General features: G+C 66.9%; 15 protein-coding genes. 10 read left to right on the forward strand and 5 right to left on the reverse strand.

Annotated features, from left to right (window positions below):
* Nucleotides 1-183: 183 nt before the first annotated feature.
* The 4 genes from ACFOYU_RS26645 (at nt 184) to ACFOYU_RS26660 (ending at nt 4285) form a co-directional block, all read left to right on the forward strand.
* Complete coding sequence (locus ACFOYU_RS26645) at nt 184-1125, forward strand: sugar ABC transporter substrate-binding protein (protein WP_226738924.1); 942 nt, start codon at nt 184-186, stop codon at nt 1123-1125.
* Nucleotides 1126-1224: 99 nt separating this feature from the next.
* A complete protein-coding gene (locus ACFOYU_RS26650) occupies nt 1225-2346 on the forward strand; it encodes an ABC transporter permease (RefSeq protein ID WP_226739251.1) in 1122 nt (373 codons plus the stop codon).
* A gap of 1 nt (nt 2347) precedes the next feature.
* Nucleotides 2348-3133, forward strand: coding sequence for an ATP-binding cassette domain-containing protein (locus ACFOYU_RS26655; protein ID WP_377035865.1), 786 nt, complete (start codon nt 2348-2350; stop codon nt 3131-3133).
* Nucleotides 3134-3145: 12 nt separating this feature from the next.
* Nucleotides 3146-4285: a Gfo/Idh/MocA family protein gene (locus tag ACFOYU_RS26660; RefSeq protein WP_377035866.1), complete on the forward strand. Its 1140-nt coding sequence runs from the start codon at nt 3146-3148 to the stop codon at nt 4283-4285.
* On the opposite strand, the gene recQ is transcribed toward ACFOYU_RS26660, so the two are convergent.
* Both recQ and ACFOYU_RS26670 read right to left on the reverse strand, forming a co-directional pair.
* A complete protein-coding gene (gene recQ / locus ACFOYU_RS26665) occupies nt 4282-6084 on the reverse strand; it encodes a DNA helicase RecQ (protein ID WP_377035867.1) in 1803 nt (600 codons plus the stop codon). The two genes, ACFOYU_RS26660 and recQ, sit on opposite strands and share 4 nt — an antisense overlap.
* Entirely contained in the window at nt 6081-7349 is a 1269-nt protein-coding gene (locus ACFOYU_RS26670; protein ID WP_377035868.1) for an NAD(P)/FAD-dependent oxidoreductase, read from the reverse strand. The genes recQ and ACFOYU_RS26670 overlap by 4 nt, the downstream gene beginning before the upstream one ends.
* 164 nt (nt 7350-7513) lie before the next feature.
* On the opposite strand from ACFOYU_RS26670, the gene ACFOYU_RS26675 reads away from it, so the two are divergent.
* The 3 genes from ACFOYU_RS26675 (at nt 7514) to ACFOYU_RS26685 (ending at nt 10074) form a co-directional block, all read left to right on the forward strand.
* On the forward strand, nt 7514-7978 hold the full coding sequence (locus tag ACFOYU_RS26675; RefSeq protein ID WP_226738933.1) for a CAP domain-containing protein: 465 nt from the start codon (nt 7514-7516) through the stop codon (nt 7976-7978).
* Between the two features lie 63 nt (nt 7979-8041).
* Complete coding sequence (locus tag ACFOYU_RS26680; RefSeq protein ID WP_226738934.1) at nt 8042-9820, forward strand: SLC13 family permease; 1779 nt, start codon at nt 8042-8044, stop codon at nt 9818-9820.
* A 56-nt stretch (nt 9821-9876) separates the two neighbouring features.
* Complete coding sequence (locus ACFOYU_RS26685) at nt 9877-10074, forward strand: hypothetical protein (RefSeq protein ID WP_377035869.1); 198 nt, start codon at nt 9877-9879, stop codon at nt 10072-10074.
* 63 nt (nt 10075-10137) lie between these two features.
* On the opposite strand, the gene ACFOYU_RS26690 is transcribed toward ACFOYU_RS26685, so the two are convergent.
* Nucleotides 10138-10440 carry a hypothetical protein gene (locus ACFOYU_RS26690; protein WP_226738936.1) on the reverse strand — a complete coding sequence of 101 codons (303 nt, stop codon included), beginning with the start codon at nt 10438-10440 and terminating at the stop codon, nt 10138-10140.
* 284 nt (nt 10441-10724) lie between these two features.
* On the opposite strand from ACFOYU_RS26690, the gene ACFOYU_RS26695 reads away from it, so the two are divergent.
* The 3 genes from ACFOYU_RS26695 to ACFOYU_RS26705 all read left to right on the forward strand — a co-directional run bounded on the left by ACFOYU_RS26695 (nt 10725) and on the right by ACFOYU_RS26705 (nt 13976).
* Nucleotides 10725-11684 carry a DMT family transporter gene (locus tag ACFOYU_RS26695; RefSeq protein ID WP_377035870.1) on the forward strand — a complete coding sequence of 320 codons (960 nt, stop codon included), beginning with the start codon at nt 10725-10727 and terminating at the stop codon, nt 11682-11684.
* Nucleotides 11685-11904: 220 nt separating this feature from the next.
* On the forward strand, nt 11905-13017 hold the full coding sequence (gene ribA, locus ACFOYU_RS26700) for a GTP cyclohydrolase II RibA (RefSeq protein ID WP_377035954.1): 1113 nt from the start codon (nt 11905-11907) through the stop codon (nt 13015-13017).
* Between the two features lie 239 nt (nt 13018-13256).
* Nucleotides 13257-13976 carry a DUF4198 domain-containing protein gene (locus tag ACFOYU_RS26705; protein WP_377035871.1) on the forward strand — a complete coding sequence of 240 codons (720 nt, stop codon included), beginning with the start codon at nt 13257-13259 and terminating at the stop codon, nt 13974-13976.
* A 76-nt stretch (nt 13977-14052) separates the two neighbouring features.
* Here ACFOYU_RS26705 and ACFOYU_RS26710 read toward each other — a convergent pair whose 3' ends face one another.
* Both ACFOYU_RS26710 and ACFOYU_RS26715 read right to left on the reverse strand, forming a co-directional pair.
* A complete protein-coding gene (locus tag ACFOYU_RS26710) occupies nt 14053-15222 on the reverse strand; it encodes a M20 aminoacylase family protein (RefSeq protein ID WP_226738940.1) in 1170 nt (389 codons plus the stop codon).
* An 87-nt stretch (nt 15223-15309) separates the two neighbouring features.
* On the reverse strand, nt 15310-16521 hold the full coding sequence (locus tag ACFOYU_RS26715) for a peptide ABC transporter permease (protein ID WP_226738942.1): 1212 nt from the start codon (nt 16519-16521) through the stop codon (nt 15310-15312).
* Between the last annotated feature and the right edge of the window lie 19 nt (nt 16522-16540).

Below are 16540 nucleotides of genomic sequence, written 5' to 3' on the forward strand. Positions count from 1 at the left end.
CCGGGCGTTCCGTTTTGGGCGAGCCGGGCCGGCAGAGGAGACGCCAAAAAGACGGGTGATTCGGGTTCGAATCATTTGTTTCCCTTCTGCCGAACTCCATCGCGCGGCTTCCAGGCCGTAGCGTTCGTCGCGACCGGTCACCGGGAGCGATGCTCGAGAGAAGACCCTTTTGGGAGGAAACACATGAAGGCATTCGTCACAGGTCTGGCTGCCGCGGCAGCTCTCACCCTCGCCACGGCGGCTCCGGTCGCGGCCCAGCAGAATTCCCGCATCATCGTGGTCAGCCACGGCCAGGCCAACGACCCGTTCTGGTCGGTGGTGAAGAACGGCGTGTCCGCCGCCGGCGAGGACATGAAGGTGCAGGTCGATTACCGGGCGCCGGAAACCTTCGACATGGTCGCCATGAGCCAGCTCATCGACGCGGCCGTCAACCAGAGGCCCGCCGGTCTCGTCGTCTCGATCCCGGATGCATCCGCTCTCGGCCCGTCGATCCAGAAGGCGGTCGCGGCCGGAATTCCCGTGATCTCCATGAACTCGGGCTCCGACGTTTCCAAGAAGCTCGGCGCGCAGCTCCATGTGGGCCAGGACGAGGCCGATGCGGGCCGCATCGCCGGCGAGAGGCTCAAGGAGATGGGCGGCAAGACGGCCCTCTGCGTCAACCATGAGGTCGGCAACGTCTCCCTCGACCTGCGCTGCGAAGGCTTCAAGAAGGGCTTCGGCGGCAAGGTGACGGTGCTCCCCGTCTCCAACGATCCCGCCGACATTCGCGCCAAGGTCAAGGCTGCGCTCGCGTCCGACACCTCCGTCGACACCATCCTGGCGCTCGGCGCCTCGCTCGCCGGTGAGCCGACCGTGGCGGCCGTCAAGGAAGCCGGCAAGGGAGGCTCCGTGAAGGTGGCTTCGTTCGACCTGTCGCCCAACTTCCTGAAGGCCGTTTCGGCAGGCGACGCAGCCTTCGCCATCGACCAGCAGCAATATCTCCAGGGTTACCTGCCGGTGGCCTTCCTGGCCCTCAACGCGAAGTACGGCCTCATTCCGGGCGGCAACGTCCCGTCCGGTCCGAACCTGATCACGAAGGAAAAGGCCGATCAGGTGATCGAGCTGTCCGCCAAGGGCATCCGCTAAGCCTCGTCCGGGCCCGCGACCACAGGGATCGCGGGCCCTTCTTTTTCTGAATCTGCTCGGGAGGCCCCTATGGTGGATGTCAGCCAGCCTACCGCACCCATGACCTCGCCCGTGGGCGGGGTCTCAGCCAGACCGGCTCGCGACGAGCGCCTGAAGGAGGCGTCCTTCGTCACGAAGGCCATGCGTCGCCCCGAACTGGGAGCGCTGGCCGGTCTCGTCCTCGTGACGATCTTCTTCCTGTCGACCGCCGATCCGTCGATGTTCACCCTCGCGGGACTGATGAACATCCTCTCGCCCGCGGCCCAGCTCGGCATCCTGGCCATTGCCGCGGCGATGCTGATGATCGGCGGCGAGTTCGATCTTTCCATCGGTTCGATGGTGGCTTTCGCCGGCCTCGTCTTCGGATCCTTCGTGATCATCACGGATTGGCCGCTCCTGCTGGCGATCCCCGCGACCCTGATCGTGGCCGGGCTGCTCGGCGGCGTGAACGGGCAGATCGTCATCCGGACGAAACTGCCGTCCTTCATCGTCACCCTGGCCTTCCTCTTCATCCTGCGCGGGCTGTCCCTCGTGGGCCTCAAATGGGCGACCGGCGGCTCGACGCAGATGCGCGGCATCGGTGCCGAGGCCGGCGAGAGCTACGTGCGGGAAATCTTTTCCGGCGTCGCCTTCGAGGGCGTGTTCTCCTGGCTTGCGGCGCAGGATCTCATCGCGAAATTCCCCAACGGAATGCCGACGGTCACCGGCGTTCCTGTGTCGATCATCTGGTTCGTGGTCTTTGCCGCCGCGGCCACCTGGATCCTGCTGCGCACCCGGGTCGGCAACTGGATCTTCGCCGCGGGCGGCGATCCGAACGCGGCCCGCAACTCGGGCGTGCCGGTCGACCGGGTGAAGACCGGGCTCTTCATGCTGACGGCCTGCGCGGCTGCCCTGGTGGCGATCCTGACCGTGCTCGATGCGGGCTCGACCGATGCCCGGCGCGGATTCCAGAAGGAGTTCGAGGCGATCATCGCCGCGGTCATCGGCGGCTGCCTGCTCACCGGCGGCTACGGCTCGGCCATCGGCGCCTTCTTCGGCGCCATCATCTTCGGCATGGTGTCCATCGGCCTCACCTATACCCGCTTCGACTCGGACTGGTTCCAGGTATTCCTGGGCGCCATGCTGCTCCTCGCCGTGCTGTTCAACAACTTCATCCGCCGGAAAGTGACGGGAGAGCGCTGACATGACGACGAATGCTCCTCTCATCGACATCCGCAACGTCGTGAAGCATTTCGGCTCCGTGATCGCCCTTTCGGGCGTATCGCTCACGGTCAATCGCGGCGAGGTGATGTGCCTCCTGGGCGACAACGGGGCCGGCAAGTCCACCCTCATCAAGACCCTGGCCGGCGTTCACCAGCCGACCAGCGGCGAGTTCCTCGTCGATGGACGGCACGTGACCTTCACGAGCCCCCGCGACGCGCTCGATGCGGGCATCGCGACCGTCTACCAGGATCTCGCGATGATCCCGCTGATGTCGGTCACGCGCAACTTCTTCATAGGGCGCGAGCCCGTGAAGGGCATGTGGCCGTTCCGGTACGTGGATTTCGACCATTGCAACGAGGTCACGCAGGAGGAGATGCACAAGATCGGCATCGACGTGCGCGACCCCAACCAGGCGGTCGGCACGCTCTCGGGCGGCGAGCGCCAATGCGTCGCCATCGCCCGCGCGGTCTATTTCGGCGCCAAGGTGCTGATCCTGGACGAGCCGACCTCCGCGCTCGGCGTGGCGCAGACCTCCATGGTGCTCAAATACATCCACCAGGTCCGGCAGAAGGGCCTCGGCGTCATCTTCATCACGCACAATGTGCGCCATGCCTATGCGGTCGGAGACCGGTTCACCGTGCTCAACCGCGGCAAGACGCTGGGCACCTATGCCAAATCCGAAATCCAGATCGACGAGCTGCAGAACCTCATGGCGGGCGGCAAGGAGCTGCAGGTGCTGTCGAGCGATCTCGGCGGGATGGTCTAGGAGCACGAACACATGACATCTCTCGGCATCGGTCTCATCGGCACCGGCTACATGGGCAAGTGCCACGCACTCGCCTGGAACGCCGTCGCGCCCGTCTTCGGCGACGTGGGGCGGCCCCGTCTCGCGGTGCTGGCGGAAACGTCTCAGGATCTGGCCGAGAGAAAGGCGCGTGAGCTCGGATTCGACCGTGCGACCGGCGACTGGCGCACCCTCGTGTCCGATCCGGCCGTCGATGTGGTGTCCATCACCACACCGAACGCCTTCCACCCGGACATGGCCATCGCGGCGCTGGAGGCCGGCAAGCATATCTGGTGCGAGAAGCCTATGGCGACGAAGCTCGCGGATGCGGAGCGGATGCTCGCCGCCGCCCGCGCCTCCGGCAAGGTCGCGGCTCTCGGCTACAACTATATCCAGAACCCGATCATCCGCCTGATCCGGCGCCTGCTGGACGAGGGGCGGATCGGCGAGGTCAACCATGTCCGCCTCGAGATGGACGAGGACTTCATGGCGGATCCGGAGGAGTTCTTCTCCTGGAAGAGCGAGGCGACCTCCGGCCATGGGGCGCTCGACGATTTCGGCGTCCATGCGCTGAGCCTGATCTGGACCCTGTTCGGCGGCGTCCGCCGCGTCTGCGGCCACATGGCGAAGCCCTATGCGGACCGGCCCGTGCAGGGCGGCGGCCGGCGCGCGGTCGAGACCTGCGACATCGCAACCACCTTGATCGAGCTGGAGAACGGCGCGTCGGGCCTCATCGCGCTCAACCGCTCGGCCTGGGGCCGGAAAGGCCGCATCTTCGTGCAGCTCTTCGGATCGAAAGGCACCGTCGTCTACGACCAGGAGCGCATGAACGAGGTGCAGCTCTACACCACGGACGGCGAGAAGCAGACCCAGGGGTTCCGCACCATCCTCACCGCGCCGCACCACCCGCCCTACGACAAGTTCATCCCGGCTCCGGGTCATGGCCTCGGCTTCAACGAGCTGAAGATCATCGAATGCCGCCAGCTCATCGGCCGCATCAGGGGCGAGGCTGCGACGCTGATCGAATTCGAGGACGGCATCCGGATCGAGCGGACCGTGGACGCCGTCGCCCGCAGCGCCCATTCGAGGCAGTGGGTCGAGGTCTCGTCGAGCGAGGCGAAGCAGGCCGCTTAGGCGGCGTGCTCCTTCATGACCTCCAGAAAGGCCACGGCATAGCGGTCGAGCTTCGCCTGGCCGACGCCGTGGATCTCGCTGAAGGCGCGCACGGAGGTCGGGCGCTTGGCCGCCATGTCGATCAGGCTGCGGTCCGAAAAGATCACATAGGCCGGCACGCCCTCCTCCTTCGCAAGGCGCGTGCGGAGCGCCTTGAGTTCGAGCAGGAGCGGATCGTCCGTCGGCACGACGGATTGCGCTTCCATCCGTGAGCGGCGGCGCCGGCGCTCGCTCGGCTTCATCAGGACATCCGAGCGCAGCTCGATGGATTCCTGGCCCTTCAGCACGGCCACGCCCTTGTCCGTGATCGTCCAGCGCCCGTATTCCGCCAGTTCCAGCCCCACCAGGCCGGCGGCGTAGATCTGCCGCAGCAGGGAGCGCCACTCGGTCTTCGAGCGGTCGCTGCCGACGCCGAAGGTTTTCAGCTTGTCGTGCCCGAAGCGGCGGATCGAATCCGTGTCCTCGCCGACGAGAATGCTGATGAGATGCTCGGTGCCGAAGCGCTCGCCCGTGCGCACGATGGCGGAGAGGAGCTTCTGCGCCTCGATGGTGCCGTCGAAGGACATGACGCCGTCGATGCACAGATCGCAATTGCCGCAGGGCTCCGTCGTCTCCCCGAAATAGGCCAGCAGCGTCTGGCGGCGGCAGCGGGGAGCCTCGCACAGAGCCACGAGGGCATTGAGCCTCTGGCGCTCGACCCGCTTCTGCTCGTCGGGGGCATCGCTGTCCTCGATCTGCAGGCGGCGCAGGCGCATGTCGTCGAGGCCGTAGAGGGTGAGCGTGTCGGCCGGTGCGCCGTCACGGCCGGCGCGGCCGATCTCCTGGTAATAGGCCTCGATGGATTTCGGCAGGGCCGCGTGGGCGACGAAGCGCACGTCGGGCTTGTCGATGCCCATGCCGAAGGCGACGGTCGCCACCATCACCACCCCGTCTTCCTGCAGGAAGATGTCCTGGTTCTTGGCCCGTTCCGCCTGCGCCATGCCGGCATGATAGGGCAGGGCGCGGTAGCCGGCCTGATTGAGCGAATCCGACAGCTTCTCCGTGGCGTCCCGGGACGAGCAATAGACGATGCCGCTTTCGTGCCGGTGCTTGTCGAGAAAGGAGAAGAGCTGGCGCCGCGAATGCTCCTTCGCCTGCATGGCGAGGCGCAGGTTCGGCCGGTCGAAGCCATGGATGAAGATGCGCGGCTCGCTCTCGAAGAGGCGGTGCATGATGTCGCCGCGCGTCGCCACGTCGGCGGTGGCCGTGAGCGCGATGGTCTGCACCCCGCCGAGGCGCCGGCGGACCTCGCCAAGCAGGGCGTATTCGGGGCGGAAGTCGTGACCCCATTGCGACACGCAGTGGGCCTCGTCGATGGCGAGGAGGTTCACCCCCGCCCGCGCCAGCCATTCGGTGGCGCCCGTATTGGCGAGGCGCTCGGGCGAGGCATAGAGCAGGCGCATACGCCCGTCGCGAATCGCATCGACCACGCGCCGGTTCTCGGCCTGGTCGTTGGCGGAGTTGAGGCTTCCGGCCTCGATTCCGAAATGGCGCAGGGCCTCCACCTGGTCGCGCATCAGGGCGATCAGGGGCGATACCACGACGGTCAGGCCGTTCCGGACGAGGGTCGGCAGCTGGTAGCAGAGGGACTTGCCGGCACCCGTGGGCATGACGGCCAGCACGTCCTCGCCGTCCAGAACGGCGCGCACGATCTCTTCCTGCCCTTCGCGGAAGGACGGGAAGCCGAAGACGTCGTGGAGAATCTTGAGCGGGTCGGTCACGGCTGCCGTGTGGCCGAGGAGGGACTCCGCGTCAATGCGGCATCGGGAATCTCGAGGTGCGCGAGCGCCCCCCGCGCGGCCGCGATGCCCGTGGCGAAGGTCGCCTGCAGGAGGTAGCCGCCGGTGGGGGCCTCCCAGTCCAGCATCTCGCCGGCCACGAACACGCCGGGCTTCCTGCGCAGCATCAGGTGCTCGTCCACCTCCCCGAAGGGGATGCCGCCCGCGCTGGAGATCGCTCTTTCCAGGGACTTCGTCCCGGTCAAGGCCAAGGGCACGGCCTTGATGAGGCGGGCCAGGTCCTCCGCCCTTTCCGGCAGGGCAGGGCGCGCCTCCCGAAGCAGCGCGACCCCGACGGGCGAAAGACCGGCGGCCTTGCGCAGGAAGGTGGAGGCGGACTGGCCCCTGCGCGTAGCCCCGAGCCGCGCGGCCAGGGCCTCGGCAGGGAGATCGGGTCGCAGATCGACCATCAGGGTGGCGTGACCTTGCTTCTCGATGGCGTCGCGCAGCCTCGCAGACAGGGCATAAACCGCCCCGCCTTCGATCCCCTCGGCGGTCACGACCGCCTCTCCGCGGATGGTGACGTCCCCGAACGTCAGGGCGATTCGCTTCAGGGGCTCTCCCTCGAAGCGGGAGCGCATTACCTCGGACCAGGCAAGGGTGAAGCCCATATTGGCCGGGCGCAGGGGCATCACGGCGATACCGGCCGCCTCCAGGGGAGAGGTCCAGGCGCCGTCCGAGCCCAGCCGCGGCCAGCTTGCGCCGCCAAGGGCCAGCACCGTCGCGTCCGGGGTCACCCGAAGGATCTCGCCGGCCGGATCGGTGAAGACAAGGCGGCCCGCCTCGTCCCATCCCTGCCAGCGGTGGCGCAGGGCCAGACGCACGCCGAGCGCGTCGAGGCGCGAGAGCCAGGCGCGCAGAAGGGGGGAGGCCTTGAAAGCCTTGGGAAACACCCGTCCGCTCGAGCCCACGAAGGTTTCCTGCCCCAGGCCCTCGCACCAGTCCCGCAGATCCTCCGGACCGAATGCCTCGAGCAGCGGCCGCAGATGGGGCTGCGCTTCGGCATAGCGCGCCGCGAACCGCTCGAAATCCTCGCTGTGGGTCAGATTGAGGCCGCCCCGGCCGGCCATGAGGAATTTGCGGCCCACCGAAGGCATCTGGTCGTAGACCGTCGCCGAGACGCCCGACTGCCCCAGGACCTCCGCTGCGATCAGGCCGGCAGGGCCGCCGCCGATCACGGCGACTTGGGGAGGGGACGGCAGGGACATGCGATCAGCTGACGCGGCAGGAGCTCGAAGGAGGGTTCTGGACCCTCGGCCGGCAGCATGGCATGCAGCGGCGTCGGATCGGGCGGCCATATTTCTTGCACATGACCGCCATAGGCATTTTTTTCAAGGGGAGCGGCGGCGAACGCCGCCTCGAGGGGATTTCGATGAGGACAGTTTCCTTTTGCATCCTGGCCGCTCTGGCGCTCGCCGGATGTGCGAGCGATGCCGGTCTCACGCAAAATCACGCGGTCCTCGCAAGCTCGACGACCGATGCGGCAGAGGCGGCCTCCCTCATCTCCGCCTATCGGGTTTCCCGCGGCCTGAGCCCGGTTACCGTGGATCCGCGCATGAACGAGGCGGCGGAATATCAAGCGCGGGTCGTGGCCGCGGCGGGCAAGCTGAGCCATGGCAGCTTCGGCAGCCGGATGGAGAAGTTCGGCATCATGGGCTATGCGGCGGAAAACCTCTCGGCCGGCTCCGCCTCCGTCGACCGGGCGGTGAGCCGCTGGAAGGCCTCGCCCTCCCACAACACCAATCTTCTGATGCCTCAGGCCCGCCGGATCGGCCTGGCCCGCGCCGACGCCAAGGGCGGCTACGGCCGCTATTGGGCTCTCGTTCTTGGGCAGTAGGAACGGACGGCACAAAGGGTTAGGCTGCGCGTTAGAGGGAAGGTTCCTCTCTTCGCGCACCCCATGACCCATCAACAAATGCTCGCTTTCGCCGTCGTCGCCGGGATGATGGCGCTCTTCGTGTGGGGCCGCTTCCGCTACGACGTCGTCGCGGCTTTGTCGCTGCTCGTTGCCGTGCTGGTCGGCATCGTGCCGGCGGACCGGGCCTTTTCCGGCTTCAGCGACGACATCGTCTTCATCGTGGCGAGCGCTCTTCTCGTGAGTGCCGCCGTCGCCAAGTCGGGGGTTCTCGAAGCGGCTCTCAACCGGATCGGCCCCTATCTGCGCACCACCCAAATCCAGATCATCGTGCTCGTGGGCGTGGTGACGGTGCTGTCGGCCTTCGTGAAGAACATCGGCGCCCTGGCGATGATGATCCCGGTCGCCTTCCAGATCGCCCGGCGCAGCAATACCGCCCCATCCTGTTTCCTGATGCCGATGGCCTTCGGGTCTCTGCTCGGGGGCATCGTGACCCTTGTCGGCACCTCTCCGAACATCATCGTGTCGCGGGTCAGGGGCGATTTGCTGGGCCAGCCCTTCGAGATGTTCGATTTCGCCCCGGTCGGCCTCGGCATCGCGGCCGCCGGGGTCGCCTTCCTGGCCTTCGGCTACCGGCTCCTGCCGAAGGGGCGCAAGGGCACGGCCTCCCTGGACGAGGCGCTCAACATCAAGAACTACATCACCGAGGCGCGCGTGGCGTCCGATTCCGACATCATCGGGCAGACGGTCGCGGATCTTCGCAAGATGGCCAACGACGAAGTGAAGGTGGCGGCGATCATCCGCAACGAGACCCGCAGCTCCAGCCCGCTGCCCGACGCGACCTTTCGCGAGAACGATCTGCTCATGCTCGAAGGCGAGCCGGACGCGCTGGAAAGCACCGTCGCGCGGGCCGGTCTGAAGCTGACCCACGAGCACCGCCAGCCCGAGACGGAGGAGGCGACCGACGAGATCGGCGTCATCGAGGCCGTGGTCGGGCCGAATTCCGTGCTGACGGGCATTTCCGCGGAGCGCATCGCCCTCTACGAGCGCTTCCGCGTCAACCTGATCGCCGTCAGCCGCAGCGGCCAGCGCTTCACGGAGCGGCTGCGCACCATCAGCCTGCGCCCGGGCGACGTGATCGTGCTTCAGGGCAACCTGAAGAGGCTGCCGGATACCCTGAAGGAGCTCGGCTGCCTGCCGCTCGCGGAACGCGACATCCGCCTCGGCAGCGCACGCAGGAGCCTCTTGCCCATCGCCATCCTCGCGGCCGCCATGGTGCTCGTGGCCTTCGACCTGCTTCCCGTCGCCATCGCGTTCTTCGGAGCGGCCGTTCTCCTCGTCCTCTTCGGGTCGCTGACCCTGCGCGAGGCTTACGAGAACATCGACTGGCCGATCATCGTCATGCTGGGAGCGCTCATTCCCGTCAGCGAGGCGATCCGCACCACGGGCGGTACCGAACTCATCGCCGCATGGCTGTCGTCCGCCGCCAACATGCTGCCGCCGACCGGCGCACTCGTGCTCATCATGGTCGCGGCCATGGCCGTCACGCCCTTCCTCAACAATGCCGCGACCGTGCTGGTGATGGCGCCGATCGCGGCGAGTTTCGCGGCCCAACTCGGGTTCAAGCCCGATGCCTTCCTGATGGCCGTCGCCATCGGAGCGGCCTGCGATTTCCTGACGCCCATCGGGCACCAGTGCAACACTCTCGTCATGGGACCGGGGGGCTATCGATTCGGCGATTACTGGCGCCTGGGCCTGCCGCTCTCCATTCTCGTCGTGGTCGTCGGCATCCCGCTGATCATGGTGGTCTGGCCCCTTCGGTGAGGAACGGAGCCATGACCCACCCGTTGACCCCTCAATCCAACAAAGGGAGTTGAGTCATGACGCGAGGCCCCGGCCCCTACGATCCTCAGCCGAGCCCCCAGAACCCGAATCAGAATCCCGTGCCTCCGGGCCATACCCCGACGGAGGTGCCCATACAGGAGCCGACGGAGATCCCGGCCACCGATCCCGGACGCCCCCCGGATACGCCGATGACGCCGCCGCAGCCGGGCGACCAGCCAGGGCCCGTGGCCTGATCCCTCGGCAAGACAAAAGCCCGGAACGACGTTCCGGGCTTTTCCATTCGGGGCCGGCAGGCTCTATCGGAGAGCCGCCGTGAGCAGGAGGGTGGTCCCCGCCGCCGACGAGGCGACGGCCACGATCATGGCCCAGCAATGCAGGCGATCGCGCTCTTCCTGGTTCAGGAGCGGGCGGATCCGCGATTCCGAGCGCCCGAAGATGAAGCTGGTGTTGCGTGCCGGCCGGGGCGGCGTGGGCATGACGCAGAAACCCGCCCGCCCGGTGGATCGAAACCGCTCTTCGCGGGAAGGGCGCGTCAGGAACGAGCGGTCGTCGGAGGGGTGCAGGCCCATGGCTGTCACGGTGTCTGATGAACGTGTCATGGCGCCAACCTGAACCGAAGCCGTGAACGCGAAGTAAAACTGATCCGAAGCCCGGTTTTTGCGTAAACCAATCCTTTCGCGGTTGCGAATTGTTCATGATTTATGGCCGGTTAATAGATGTGGAAACCGTTCGTTTCCATGGTTCTCGGGCAGCTCTTCTCATCGAGATCCCGATGTCGTCCGAGCCACGGTCGCGGAGAGCTCTTCCGCGCGATCACAGGAAACGGGTCGAAGAGCGGGGCATGATATGGCATTGCCTTGGTGGAACATTGCGGACCCGCACCATGATTCCATCCCCGATCCAGAAGACCATGAGCGCGTCCGACTGGGCGCTGCTGATCATCCTCTCCATCGTGTGGGGAGGCTCCTTTCTCTTCATCGGCGTGGCGGTCAAGGAACTGCCCCCGCTCACGATCGTGGCCAGCCGGGTCTGCCTGGGAGCCGCCACCCTGTACATGGTCCTGAGACTCATGGGTCTTGCCCTGCCGCGTGGGCGGGAGGTCTGGACGGCCTTCTTCGGGATGGGGATCCTCAACAACGTGATTCCCATGGTGCTGATCGTGTGGGGACAGAACCACATCGCCAGCGGCCTGGCCTCGATCCTCAACGCGACGACGCCCCTCTTCACCGTGCTCGTCGCCCATGTCCTGACCAAGGACGAGCGTCTGACGCGGCAGCGCCTTGCCGGCGTTCTGGTCGGTTTCCTGGGGGTGGCCGTCATGATCGGCGCGGCCGCCTTCCAATCCTGGGGCATGAGCATTCCGGCCCAGATGGCCGTGCTGGCCGCCGCCCTGTCCTACGCCTTTGCCGGCGTGTTCGGGCGCAGGTTCAGGGCCATGGGAATCCCGCCCCTGGCAACCGCGGCCGGACAGGTCACGGCATCGAGCGCGATTCTCCTGCCCCTCGCCATGATCGTGGACCGTCCCTGGTCCCTGCCGACGCCGAGCCTCCACGTGGCGATGGCCCTGGCCGGATTGGCGCTGGTTTCCACCGCCTTCGCCTACATCCTGTTCTTCCGGCTGCTGGCCCGGGCGGGCGCCACCAATGTCGGGCTCGTCACCCTTCTCATTCCCGTCAGCGCCATCCTGTTCGGCGTTCTCCTTCTCGGCGAGACGCTGGAAGCGAGGCACATGGCCGGAATGGCGTTGATTGCCGCCGGCCTCGTCCTGATCGACGGGCGGCTGCCATCCGTGCTCGCGCACGCGCTCAGGCCGCGACGACCGGCCCCGCAGGGGCAGGGCTGAGCGGGATTCGGGCGGCAAGTTCCTGTAGCGATGGGGCTTTCCGTGCCGAAGGGGCGGCCTGTTGATGAAGCATGGCTGCCATCCCATCTCTGTCATTAGGGATCGGTCTCGCCTTGTGATAAGGTGCCCCTAGTTTCGAAGCTTGACCTGAGGCCGGATGGCCTCCGCAACGAACCGATTCCTTTCTGCGAGAGACGGGTTCGCCTGAGTTCGATTGATGATGCGCCTTGTTCTGAGCCTGTCCGATGATCCCGCGACCACCTCGGTCGAGCGGGCCATCATGGAATTCCGCAGCGCCCGCCCGGTCGTGATCGACGGGGCGGAGCTCAGCGCGCTCGTGCTCGGCGTGGAGGATCTGGACGAGGCCATGGGCGCCCAGCTCGAGGCCATCGCCGGCGGACATGCTCACCTGATCCTGCCCTCCGCCCGGCTACGCCGGCTCGGGCTCGACCGCGACAGGCCCGCCGTCGTCGCCCTGCCTGTGGTGGATCGGGCCCGGATCGAGAATCTCGCCCTCAAGATCGACGGTCGCATCGATGCTCCCGTCCGTCCGGCATCCGGACTCGACGAGGAGGCTCTCGAGCTGGCGCGGCTGTCGCTGGTTCTGCCCGCCGTCGTCGTCATTCCGCTCGCTGCGGGCGTCGAGATCGACCCGTCGATCACCCGGGTTTCCGGCTCCGCCGTCCGGGACTATCGCCGTGCCAAGGCCCTCGACCTGAAGATCGTGAGCCGGGCCCCGGTCCCGCTCGAAGGAGCGCCGACGAGCGAGTTCGTGGTGTTCCGGGGCGGCGAGGGCCTGCGCGACCAGGTGGCGGTCATCGTGGGCAAGCCGGATCTCACGAAGCCGGTCACCGTGCGCCTGCACTCCGCTTGCCTGACCGGCGACCTCTTCGGCAGCCTCAAATGCGATTGCGGCGACCAGCTGCGCGGCACCGTGGGCTTCATGGCTCAGAACGAGGGCGGCATTCTCCTCTACCTCGACCAGGAGGGACGCGGGAACGGCATCGCCAACAAGATCCGCGCCTACAAGCTTCAGGCACAGGGCTACGACACCTACGACGCCGACGAGGTCCTGGGCTTCGATGCGGACCAGCGCCGCTTCGACTTTGCCGCCGGAATGCTCCGGCAGCTCGGGGTCAAGGCCGTGCGGGTCATGACCAACAATCCGGAAAAGCTGGCGGCCCTGCGTAACGCAGGTCTGGAGGTGATTTCGGATCACCGGGTGCTCGGCCGCGCGACGCCCGAGAACGTCAGCTACCTGGCCTCCAAGCGCGACCGCGCGGGTCACTACATCGACATCGAAGGCCTCCTCGCCTCGTCGATCAAGGACTGAGGCCTCCGGCGCAGCAATCATATCGCCTGAAGCCCCGCGGCGCATGAAAGCCGAACGGGGCTCCATGTCGGCGGCCGCTGCCTCTCTCATCCGCATCAGCATGAACGGCGCCGGAGCATCGACGGGAATGTGCCGGTGCTCCGCTCGGGGGGACCTGCCCGTTCCTTGTCGGACGTCGCTTGACGGCGCTTAGTATAGTATACTATACGCAAGCTCCAAATCGTTGGAGATCATGAACAATGCTGCGCCGGACCTACCTGATATTCTCCGCATTCGCCGCCATGACGACCGCCGCTCAGGCCCATGGGATCTGGGTGGCCCAGCGCCATGGCGATCTCGCCGTCGTCTACGGCCACGGGGCCGGCGACGAGGCCTACCTCCCCGCGAAGGTCAAGGAGGCCGTTTCACGGCTCAAGTCGGGAGAGACCAAGGAAGCCCGCATCGTGCGGCAGGCCAGGAACGCTCTGGTCGAGCCGGCCCCGGAGGCCACGCTTCTGACCGTGGTCTTCGATAACGGAATCTGGACGAAGGGTCCCGACGGAAAGTCGGTCAACAAGCCGAAAGCGGAGGTGCCGGGGGCACAATCGGCCAGTCATTCGATCAAGACGAACACCACTGTCCTGGCGAGCGGCGGTTCCCTGAAACCCGCCGGGCTGGGCCTCGAGATCGTGCCTCTGGTCGATCCGGTCGGTCTCAAGATGGGAGACGACCTGCCCGTCCAGGTCCTCGCCGACGGGAAGCCTGTCGCCGGGGTGGCGCTGAATACCGATTACCTGAACGATCCCCATGCAATGAGCGCGAAGACGGACGCGGAAGGCAAGGTCACGTTGTTCGTCCGCAACGACGGGCTCAACGTGATCGGCGTCGCCCATGCAAAGCAGACGCCCGACAATCCCGACATCGATCGGGTGAGCTATTTCGCGACGCTCTCGTTCACGCTGCCGCACGCGGACGACTGAGCTGCGGCTGCCCCTCCTGGGGCAGGATCCGGAGGAGACCGGCCCGTCGAACGCGACGGGCCGGTCCTGATGCGCCTTATCGAGCCGGCATGCCGCTCTCGATGATCTTGGCCCAGAGCGAAACGCCGTAGGGCGTCGCCTCGTCGTTGAAGTCGTAGGCCGGGTGGTGAACGCCCGCCGTGTCGCCGTTGCCGATGAAGATGTAGGCGCCCGGACGCTGCTCCAGCATGTAGGAGAAATCCTCCGCGCCCATGAGGGGGGCGACCGTGGTGTCGACACCGTTCTCGCCCGCGACCGCCCTTGCGACCTGGGTCATGAACTCGGTCTTGGCCGGGTCGTTCATGGTGACCGGATAACCCCGGCTGTAATCCACCTCCGCCTTGGCCCCGAACGCCGCGCAGACATTCTCCGCGATGGCGCGGATCCGGGTCTCGCACAGGTCCCGGACCTCCGGCGACAGGGTGCGCACCGTGCCGAGCAGGGTCACGGTCTGCGGTATCACGTTGAAGGCGTCGCCCGCCTTGACGGAGCAGGCCGACACCACCGCCGATTCCAGCGGATCGACATTGCGGGATGCGACCGTCTGGAGCGCCGTGATCACATGGGCCGCGATGACGACCGGGTCGATGCAGTCATGGGGCCGCGCCGCGTGGCCGCCCTTGCCTTCGATGGTGATGATGAAGCGGTCGGCGGCCGCCATCATCGCGCCGGGGCGGATGGCGAACTGGCCGAGCGGAATGCCGGGCATGTTGTGCATGCCGTAGACCTCCTGGATGCCGAAGCGCTCCATGAGGCCGTCCTTCACCATGGCGTCGCCGCCGCCGCCGCCTTCCTCCGCCGGCTGGAAGATCATGATGGCGGTGCCGTCGAAGTTGCGGGTCTCGGCAAGATACTTCGCGGCGCCCAGGAGCATCGCGGTGTGGCCGTCGTGGCCGCAGGCATGCATCTTGCCGGGGACCTTGGACTTATGGGGAACGTCCGTGGCCTCCTCGATCGGCAGGGCGTCCATGTCGGCGCGAAGCCCGATCACCCGGCCCGAGCCGTTCGACCGGCCCTTGATGACGCCGACGACGCCGGTCTGCCCCATTCCGGTGACCACCTCGTCGCACCCGAAGGCCTTCAGCTTCTCGGCCACGATGCCGGCCGTGCGATGGACGTCGAAGAGAAGCTCGGGGTTCTCGTGGAAATCCCGTCGCCAGGTGGTGATCTCATCGGCGAGGTCGGCAACACGATTGATGATCGGCATAGGAAACCTTCTTGGAAATGAGCAGGTCCCTACCGAAGCAGAGGCGATGCCGATCCGTCAACCTCGCGCGAGCGGGTCTGGTCTGCGTCAGCGGATGGGGCGAAGGATGGCCTTCGGACGTTTGGTGCGGAACTGGCCCCGTTCGATGGCGACGAAAACCAGCACGACGACCACGAGAGCCGTGAACCACCAGACCTGCGCGGTCCCGATGCCCGAGCAGCCAAGCGCGAAGGCGGTGGCGAAGGCCGCGACGATGCCCGGGCCGAGGATCGGGCGATGGCCGCCTGCGCCGAGAACCGACCTGTAGAGCAGAACGGCCCCCGCGACGGCGCCGACGAGGCCGAGCTCGTACCAGACTTCGAACAGGATGCCGTGCGGCGCGGCCGGCGGAACCAGGCCGTGCAGGCGTCCGCGCAGGGAGGTTTCGAGACCGTGGCCCGTGATCAGCCGGAGGGGGTCGTCGAGAACGACCAGACGCCAGGTCTCGAGGCTCGCCACGAGCGGAGCCTTCGCGCCGAGAAGGCTCTCGGCCAGGGGTTTGAGGAGAAAGGGGAGGGCCGGGGCGAAGAGGAGGAGCCCCGCCATGGCCAGGGCCGTCAGGCGGGTGCCGAAGCGCGGGCTGAAGGCGGTCACGGCGAAGATCAGCGCCCCCACGGCCAATCCCTGAAGAGCCAGGGTGTCGTCCGCGAAGAGGGCGCCGAGGGCGACGATGATGGCCAGGACCATGGCTTCCAGGTTCCTGCCCCTGGAATGCAGCCAGGTCACGGCCGGCCAGAGCAGCAGAACCAGCAGGATCATGCCTCTCTCGAAGCTCTGGCCGTCCTGGTTGAAGCCGCCGGATCCGCGCAGCGCCATCGTCATGCCGGTCAGGGCGGCAAGGCCCACGCCCACGGGCAGGATGTAGAGATTGGCCGAGCGCATCCGGTCCGGAAGCGCCAGGTAGCCGGCGAGCGCCATCAGGGCCATCGCCACGATGTTGAGGAGCCGCTCCGAGGCTTCGGAAAGGAAGGGGGTCCAGATCAGCGCCAGAACCGTCCAGAGCAGCAGAACGGCCCCGGCCACGCCGCCCCTGGAGGTCACGACGGCGCCGAGCTTCTGGCCCAGATGCTTGGCGCTGCCGTCGAGTGCGGCGGCCAGCACGAGCAGGATCACGGCCAGCGGCGCCAGGATCACGACGGCCCGGCGCGCAAAGAGGGCGCTCATGGGAATCGCGAAGAACAGGGTCGCGAATCCGAGGCGCCGCAGAATGGCCGCGGCATCGGCTGAAGGGTCGGCCAGAGGAGAGACGGAACGGGCCATGAACGGCTCGGCAATCAGG

Source organism: Microvirga sp. GCM10011540 (genome assembly GCF_042650665.1).
GTDB classification, from domain to species: Bacteria; Pseudomonadota; Alphaproteobacteria; order Rhizobiales; family Beijerinckiaceae; genus Microvirga; species Microvirga lenta.

Coding starts and splice junctions, on each gene's coding strand:
- ACFOYU_RS26705 (WP_377035871.1), top strand. CDS start 13,257: ATGCTGCGCCGGACCTACCTGATATTCTCCGCATTCGCCGCCATGACG.
- ACFOYU_RS26695 (WP_377035870.1), top strand. CDS start 10,725: ATGATTCCATCCCCGATCCAGAAGACCATGAGCGCGTCCGACTGGGCG.
- ACFOYU_RS26690 (WP_226738936.1), bottom strand. CDS start 10,440: ATGACACGTTCATCAGACACCGTGACAGCCATGGGCCTGCACCCCTCC.
- ribA (WP_377035954.1), top strand. CDS start 11,905: ATGCGCCTTGTTCTGAGCCTGTCCGATGATCCCGCGACCACCTCGGTC.
- ACFOYU_RS26670 (WP_377035868.1), bottom strand. CDS start 7,349: ATGTCCCTGCCGTCCCCTCCCCAAGTCGCCGTGATCGGCGGCGGCCCT.
- ACFOYU_RS26715 (WP_226738942.1), bottom strand. CDS start 16,521: ATGGCCCGTTCCGTCTCTCCTCTGGCCGACCCTTCAGCCGATGCCGCG.
- ACFOYU_RS26655 (WP_377035865.1), top strand. CDS start 2,348: ATGACGACGAATGCTCCTCTCATCGACATCCGCAACGTCGTGAAGCAT.
- ACFOYU_RS26680 (WP_226738934.1), top strand. CDS start 8,042: ATGACCCATCAACAAATGCTCGCTTTCGCCGTCGTCGCCGGGATGATG.
- ACFOYU_RS26645 (WP_226738924.1), top strand. CDS start 184: ATGAAGGCATTCGTCACAGGTCTGGCTGCCGCGGCAGCTCTCACCCTC.
- ACFOYU_RS26660 (WP_377035866.1), top strand. CDS start 3,146: ATGACATCTCTCGGCATCGGTCTCATCGGCACCGGCTACATGGGCAAG.
- ACFOYU_RS26675 (WP_226738933.1), top strand. CDS start 7,514: ATGAGGACAGTTTCCTTTTGCATCCTGGCCGCTCTGGCGCTCGCCGGA.
- ACFOYU_RS26650 (WP_226739251.1), top strand. CDS start 1,225: ATGACCTCGCCCGTGGGCGGGGTCTCAGCCAGACCGGCTCGCGACGAG.
- ACFOYU_RS26685 (WP_377035869.1), top strand. CDS start 9,877: ATGACGCGAGGCCCCGGCCCCTACGATCCTCAGCCGAGCCCCCAGAAC.
- ACFOYU_RS26710 (WP_226738940.1), bottom strand. CDS start 15,222: ATGCCGATCATCAATCGTGTTGCCGACCTCGCCGATGAGATCACCACC.